Annotated in this window: 6 protein-coding genes; 3 read left to right on the top strand and 3 right to left on the bottom strand. The window is 38.2% G+C overall.

Annotated features, from left to right (window positions below):
* Positions 1-203: 203 nt before the first annotated feature.
* Both ASE92_RS06735 and ASE92_RS06730 read left to right on the top strand, forming a co-directional pair.
* Positions 204-503 (top strand): GIY-YIG nuclease family protein, encoded by a 300-nt coding sequence (locus tag ASE92_RS06735; RefSeq protein WP_056849353.1) that lies wholly within the window; start codon positions 204-206, stop codon positions 501-503.
* A 425-nt stretch (positions 504-928) separates the two neighbouring features.
* Entirely contained in the window at positions 929-1,894 is a 966-nt protein-coding gene (locus ASE92_RS06730) for a hypothetical protein (RefSeq protein WP_056849352.1), read from the top strand.
* On the opposite strand, the gene ASE92_RS06725 is transcribed toward ASE92_RS06730, so the two are convergent.
* The 3 genes from ASE92_RS06725 to ASE92_RS06715 form a co-directional block, all read right to left on the bottom strand.
* The gene (locus ASE92_RS06725) at positions 1,895-2,515 is read right to left on the bottom strand and encodes a rhomboid family intramembrane serine protease (protein WP_056849351.1); all 621 of its coding nucleotides are present in this window, start codon (positions 2,513-2,515) and stop codon (positions 1,895-1,897) included.
* A gap of 4 nt (positions 2,516-2,519) precedes the next feature.
* Positions 2,520-4,211 carry a M14 family metallopeptidase gene (locus tag ASE92_RS06720; RefSeq protein WP_082454964.1) on the bottom strand — a complete coding sequence of 564 codons (1,692 nt, stop codon included), beginning with the start codon at positions 4,209-4,211 and terminating at the stop codon, positions 2,520-2,522.
* A 77-nt stretch (positions 4,212-4,288) separates the two neighbouring features.
* Positions 4,289-5,020 carry an outer membrane beta-barrel protein gene (locus ASE92_RS06715; protein ID WP_157255662.1) on the bottom strand — a complete coding sequence of 244 codons (732 nt, stop codon included), beginning with the start codon at positions 5,018-5,020 and terminating at the stop codon, positions 4,289-4,291.
* Between the two features lie 59 nt (positions 5,021-5,079).
* On the opposite strand from ASE92_RS06715, the gene pepT reads away from it, so the two are divergent.
* Complete coding sequence (gene pepT, locus ASE92_RS06710) at positions 5,080-6,333, top strand: peptidase T (protein ID WP_082454963.1); 1,254 nt, start codon at positions 5,080-5,082, stop codon at positions 6,331-6,333.
* The last annotated feature ends 49 nt before the right edge of the window (positions 6,334-6,382 follow it).

Here is a 6,382-nt window from a genome sequence, read left to right as displayed (position 1 = left end):
ACCGATTAGGTAATCTTTTAAATATATTATTCTAAACCAAACTAATTGTAATATCAATTAATCCCTAAATAAAATACTGATACAAATCTAAAGGACGGCCTGTCTAGCACCGTCATCTCGAACGAAACCCATTTTTCCTGGGTTAAGGAGAGATCTTTAATAGCTTTATGACAGAGTTTTAATCTATTATTAATAAAAGATTTATGGAAAGAGGTGGCTGTATATACATGATGACAAATAAAAATAAAACAGTATTATATATTGGCGTAACCTCTGATTTGCGCAATCGCATTTTTGAACATAAAACTCATCATTACCCTAATTCATTTACTGCTAAGTATAACCTAGAATTCTGCATTTATTTCGAAATATTCCCCTCGATTGAGGAAGCCATAAATAGAGAAAAGGAATTGAAAAAATGGAGAAGGGAAAAGAAAAATCGTCTGATTGATAAACTTAATCCAGAGTGGAAAGATTTATGGAGCGAAATTTCAGAATGGTAAGTTGCTAACTTAAGTTATCCACTTACTGAATGAGATCTCTCCAACATGAAGAATGTCGTTCGAGAAGACGACCTGTCTAGCACCGTCATCTCGAACGAAACCCATTTTTCCTGGGTTAAGGAGAGATCTTTTTGGAGGAGTTATCGAAATGAAATCTCTCCGACAGGAAGAATGTCATTTGTGAGGACGAACTGTCGAGTAACCGTATTATCGAACGAAACCCATTTTTCTTGGGTTGAGGAGAGATCTTTTAAACAGAATTACTGAATAAGATCTCTCCGACAAGAAAGATGTCGTTCGAGAAGACGACTTGCCCTGCTGCCGTCCAAAAAACAACGCCCTCAAAAACCATCATGTTGTAATCCCAGGGTTAAAATAAAATATCACTGACAAGCGATAACGATATAATAACTAATATTGCAGTGATGAATACCGGCCTATACAATCCTTTCCAAAGTTTCGATTTCTTATACAAAAAATGTTTCCTGAGCGGCAACACTTTTAACTCTCCAGTAACCCAGGTTCCGCTGATTCCAAAATGGTTGTTGGAGCAAGCAGGATTAACAGGCGAGGAGCAGATTCAGTTCCTGGATGAAAGCATACGTTCTTACAATACCCTGGTAATTCCTGTTAATAGCGAAGTAAATGAGCAATTTTTAAATCCACTGGAAGAAAAAGTAGAACAAGCATTTGCTACAGGTTATCATGCTGTTTCGGCTTTGCCAGAGCTTGAGCTATTTAATTGGATTGGGAAGTTTTTATATGGCTTCGTTTACATTGAAATGCATTCTGCTTTGCGCAAGGAAATGACGGCAGATGGCTTGAATATGTCTCAATCGCTGATGATGAAGTTCGCCAACCTCAACTTTATGATGCAGAATATGTATACCAGCATCGAGTTCGAAAATTTCACTCCCTGGTCGATCACGGTAGTAAAGCTGGAGGATGAGCAAACTCCATTCAGTTTCAGAGATGAAATTAATACGCTTACCTTTTCGCTGAAGATGAAAGATTTTGGTATTATTGCTTGCCTTCAGGATAATGGCACCAATAAACGTTATCACCAGGAAATTATAAATGAGGTGAAAAATAAAGCACTCACGGCACAACAATTTGAAGAACTTACCGCTCGTTTTTACTACTCCGCTTATTTGTTTAACCGCTTGCCAGAATACACATTTATGCCTGTTGAGGGCACAACCTACATTGAAGCGATGCCGCTTCGTGGAAATATGACCAAGCCTTTGTTTGATGTTTGGCAGCACAAAATTTATGCTCAGGTACTGGAAAATTTCTGGAAACCCTGGGGATATGTAAAGTTTGAGATCATTAAAGACCCTGACCATCCAATGAGCTTTTTCGAAAAACCCTGTTTACCTGCTGCAGGATAATTACATTCCTAACTTTGCACCTATTATTGCAAAAAAGTTTTGGAGTATACCCGGCACGAAAATAATAGTGAAAATCAATCCGGTTAGTGCACCAAAAAAGTGGGCATCGTGATTAATGTTGTCTCTCGAGTTTTTTGAGGCATAAGCACAATAGGCTAAATAAATTCCCCCAAAAATTACTGCTGGAATAGAAAAAGGCAAAAACAGAATTCCAATTCCTGCCATAGGGTTAAAAAGGATGAAACTAAATAATACACCGCTAATTGCGCCAGAAGCACCCAAACTATTGTAGTGAAAATCATTTTTATGTCTAAATACAGTTGGCAGATCACTCAATATCAAGGCTAAAAAATACATTAAACCAAATTGCCAGCTGCCCATCATTTGCTCCAAGGTAAATGCAAAAGCATAGAACGTAAACATGTTAAAAAACAAGTGCATCCAATCGGCATGAATTAAACCGCTGGTTATTAGCGTATAAACATTTTTTCCTTTCGATACACTGTAAGGATGTAACATAAACTTACCGTATATGCTTTGATCGTAAAAGGCATACAAGCTGGTAACAATTGTAAAGACAAATATGATTGATGCTACAGGAGCAATGCTGAGGTATTCCATTTATTTATTTTAAGTTGAGCTTTACGTCTATTTCCAAACGTGCCACCGGGTATCTGTTATGTGTTTTCTCGTAATAATCAGAATTTTTATACACAAAATCAAGTTGCGCTGCCGCATTCTTGGCAAAGTCTGCATCTGATGCCTTTTTAGCCTCTAATTTATTTTTCAACTCTGGGTTGCTTTTGAGCAAATCAGCAGCAGTATCTTCAAAAACATAAGCAGAAAAATGTTCCTTCATATCTAAAATGGAATCGAAAAAATTCCAGTTGAAATAAGAGTCGGTGGCTTGTGGCTCCAGGGTTTCTACAATAAACCGGTTCGTTTTCTGGTTGGCATACACCACAAAATCGCCAGCGTAGTATTGCAAAGTATTTTTAACAGGATTAACCACTACAGCAGAATGTAAATAGTGCCCCTCATACGGACGACTAGCCGTTTTAAAATCTGTAATGTAATAGCTTTCTACGGAAATTTTGGTGTCTGTTTTGAGCTCTTCAACCTTCACTTTATTAAGTTTAAGTAATGCAATCACCCTATCCCATGCTTTCGGAATGATATAAGCTACTGGTTTTTGCACCGTAATAGCCGGTTCATAATTATTCCACTCTTTAATAGTTTTGGTATATGGCTTATCCCGATCATAATATAGCCGATCAAAACCACTTACTTCACTTGGCTTTTTACCGGCCTCAAAACCTTTAAAGGGCAAATTATTAGAAACAGATTTATTTAATTTCCAGGCCAGGGGAAATTCGGTTTGTTTCGCTACAAGCTCATCCGCCTTACGTTTATTTTCTGTAATAACCTGGGCATCACGCTGAACGATATCAACATAGGTTTGAAGAAGTTTATAGGTTGCATCAACCCGCAAGTCATACGCTTTAAGCATATGCGTTTCTGGCATAAAACCAATGGTATTGTGCAAGGTGGTATAACCTGTAGAATAGCGGGGCGATTCGATAAAACCAGCAATTCCCGTTTCCGGCACTTCGCCAAAGGAGTTTACATATGGAATCATCGGGTAACCTTTCTTTTCCATCGTCGAATATAAATCGGGCACCAAAGTTTTAGTTAAGTATCCTGATAAAAGAGCATTCAACTTGTCTTTTTGTGTTGGAATGAGTGTCATCACGTACTGGTAATCGGCACCGTTACTGGTATGGGTATCTACAAAAATTTCGGGTTGCCAGGTGTTAAAAATTAACTGAAAGGTTGCCGAATTTTTAGAATCGGTTTTGATGAAATCGCGGTTCAGATCTAAATTTTTGCTGTTTCCGCGAAAGCCATAAGCCAATGGGCCGTTTTGGTTTGCTCTTGAGGTTGAACTCCGGTTAAAACTTCCATCAATATTATAAATAGGGATAATGCAAATCACCACATCTTTTGGAAGTCTGTCTTCTTTCAATAGATCTCTTGCCAGCATCATGGAAGCATCAATACCTTCAGGTTCTCCCGGATGAATCCCATTATTGATAAGCAAAACAGCCTTATTGGCTTTCTTTATTTCAACAGGATCAAAAACTTTATCTTGCGATAAAACCAGCAAATGGAGTGGCTTGCCAAAATCGGTACTTCCGTAGGTCAAAAGCTTCGCCTGAGGATAGTTCTTCGCAATGTTTTCGTAGTAAGCAATTGCTGCATCGTAAGTGGTGGTTTCTTTTTTACCACCGTTTTCGAAAGGTATTTTTTGTGCCATTGTTTCAAAAGATAAGATTAAAAAACAGATGACAAACAAATTTCTCATGCAAACTGATTTAAGAGAATGAATAGTGTTTAGAAGAACTTACGATACGCCTTTATATTTCCGAAGAAATACTTTACCCCTACACTGTAAACGTTAAATGTATCAGGATCGTAGTTTTTGAATTTTGTTGAGGGATCGTTATAGCCATCTAAACCTTCTCCAAAGGTGAAATTGCTTTGTGCGTTGAAGTTGATCACATAGCGAACATAACCGTAACCATCGTTGAGGTAGTAATTAAATCCTAAGTTGATTGGAACGATTAAATTAACGCCCTTATCTTCACCAGGAAAAGGACCATAACCAGGATCAAAAGCAGCCCAGCTAGGCTTGTAACGTACAATATCAGAAATGTTGTTATTTATTGCACCTATACCAATCCCAGCATATATTCCTTTGATGGCTTCTAAAAAAGGCTTACGCTCGTAAGGGATAAATTCACCCAAATGCAGTTTTAAATTTGCAGTAATACTGGTGTATTTGTTAACAAATTGTCGATTATGTGGATCAGTAACAATATCACCACCTTGCACCATGCCGTATTGTGCCTCCAAGCCACCGGTAATAAAAGGTGTAAAATGATAATTGATTTCACCTTTTGCGGTATATCCCCAATTCCCTTCCACTACGTCGGTTTTAGAGTAATTGGCACCGCCGCCTAAACCCCACGACCATTTAAAGTAGTTTGATTGCGAAAACGACATCAAAAAAGATAAAGAGAATAAAACAGTTAGCGCACTTGTCTTCGGGAGGCGATAAGTCATATTGTTTTTTTACAAAAATAATATGTTTATTCAATATCTATAACTTTTACCTTTGAATTATGAGCAATTACATCAACTTTAACAATTCATTAGCGCATAGATTTATTAAGTATGCCAAAATAGATACACAATCTGACCCAAATTCTGCCACTTGCCCATCAACAAAGAAGCAAAAGAATTTAGGAAAAGTACTTGTTCAGGAACTTTTGGAAATAGGCATTTCTGATGCTGAAATGGATGAGAATGGCTACGTTTATGGAACCATTCCTGCTACGAGCGATAAAAATCTTCCTGTAATTTTTTTCTGTTCGCACATGGATACTTCGCCAGATTGCAGCGGAGAAAATGTTAAACCGATTATTCATGACAATTATCAAGGACAAGATTTGATATTGCCCGACGACAATAATATCGTAATTAAACTTGCAGAACATCGCGATTTAAAACAGCAATTTGGAAACTCTATCATTACTGCAAGCGGCACTACTTTATTAGGTGCCGATAACAAGGCCGGATTGGCGGAAATTATGGAAGCGGCTGCTTTTTTAATGAACAACCCGGATGTTAAACACGGTACGATCAAAATTCTTTTTACCCCCGATGAAGAAATCGGAAGAGGCGTGGATAAGGCAAATCTCGAAAAATTAGGTGCTGATTTTGGTTATACTATAGATGGCGAAACTTTAGGATCAATTGAGGATGAAACATTTTCTGCGGAAGGCGCAACATTAACCGTTAATGGCGTGAGTACACACCCTGGTTTTGCCAAAGGTAAAATGGAAAGTGCCATCAAAATTATTGCTGATATCATTGCTTCTTTACCAAAAGATACGCTCACCCCAGAAGCAACTCATCAAAAAGAAGGATTCATTCACCCAGTGAGTATCGGCGGCCAGGTTGAGCAAGCAGAGGCACATTTTATCATCAGAGATTTTACGGATGAGAAGCTAGCAGAACATGGTAAATTTTTGGACGAAACGATAAAAAATGTTCTGAAAAACTATCCAAATTCCACTTACAATCTGGAGATAAAACCACAGTACAGAAACATGAAACAAGTGTTGGATAAACATCCGAAGATTGTGGAATATGGAATAGAAGCCATTGAAAGGGCAGGTGTAGTGGCCAAGCAACAAAGCATTCGTGGCGGCACCGATGGCTCACGTTTATCTTATATGGGCTTACCTTGTCCGAATATTTTTGCAGGAGAACATGCTTTTCATAGCAAGCAAGAATGGGTAAGCGTTCAGGATATGGAGAAAGCCGTACAAACCATTATCAACATTGCCGTAATCTGGGAAGAGAAAGGGTGAAGGTAGTCATGAGTCATTAGTCTTTAAGCTGTCGGCCTTGGCCTGAAGA

Origin of the sequence: Pedobacter sp. Leaf41 (assembly GCF_001422545.1) — a bacterium.
Lineage (GTDB): Bacteria > Bacteroidota > Bacteroidia > Sphingobacteriales > Sphingobacteriaceae > Pedobacter.
The sequence above is the reverse complement of the archived record's forward strand: the minus strand, read 5'-3'. Positions and strand labels throughout refer to the sequence as shown.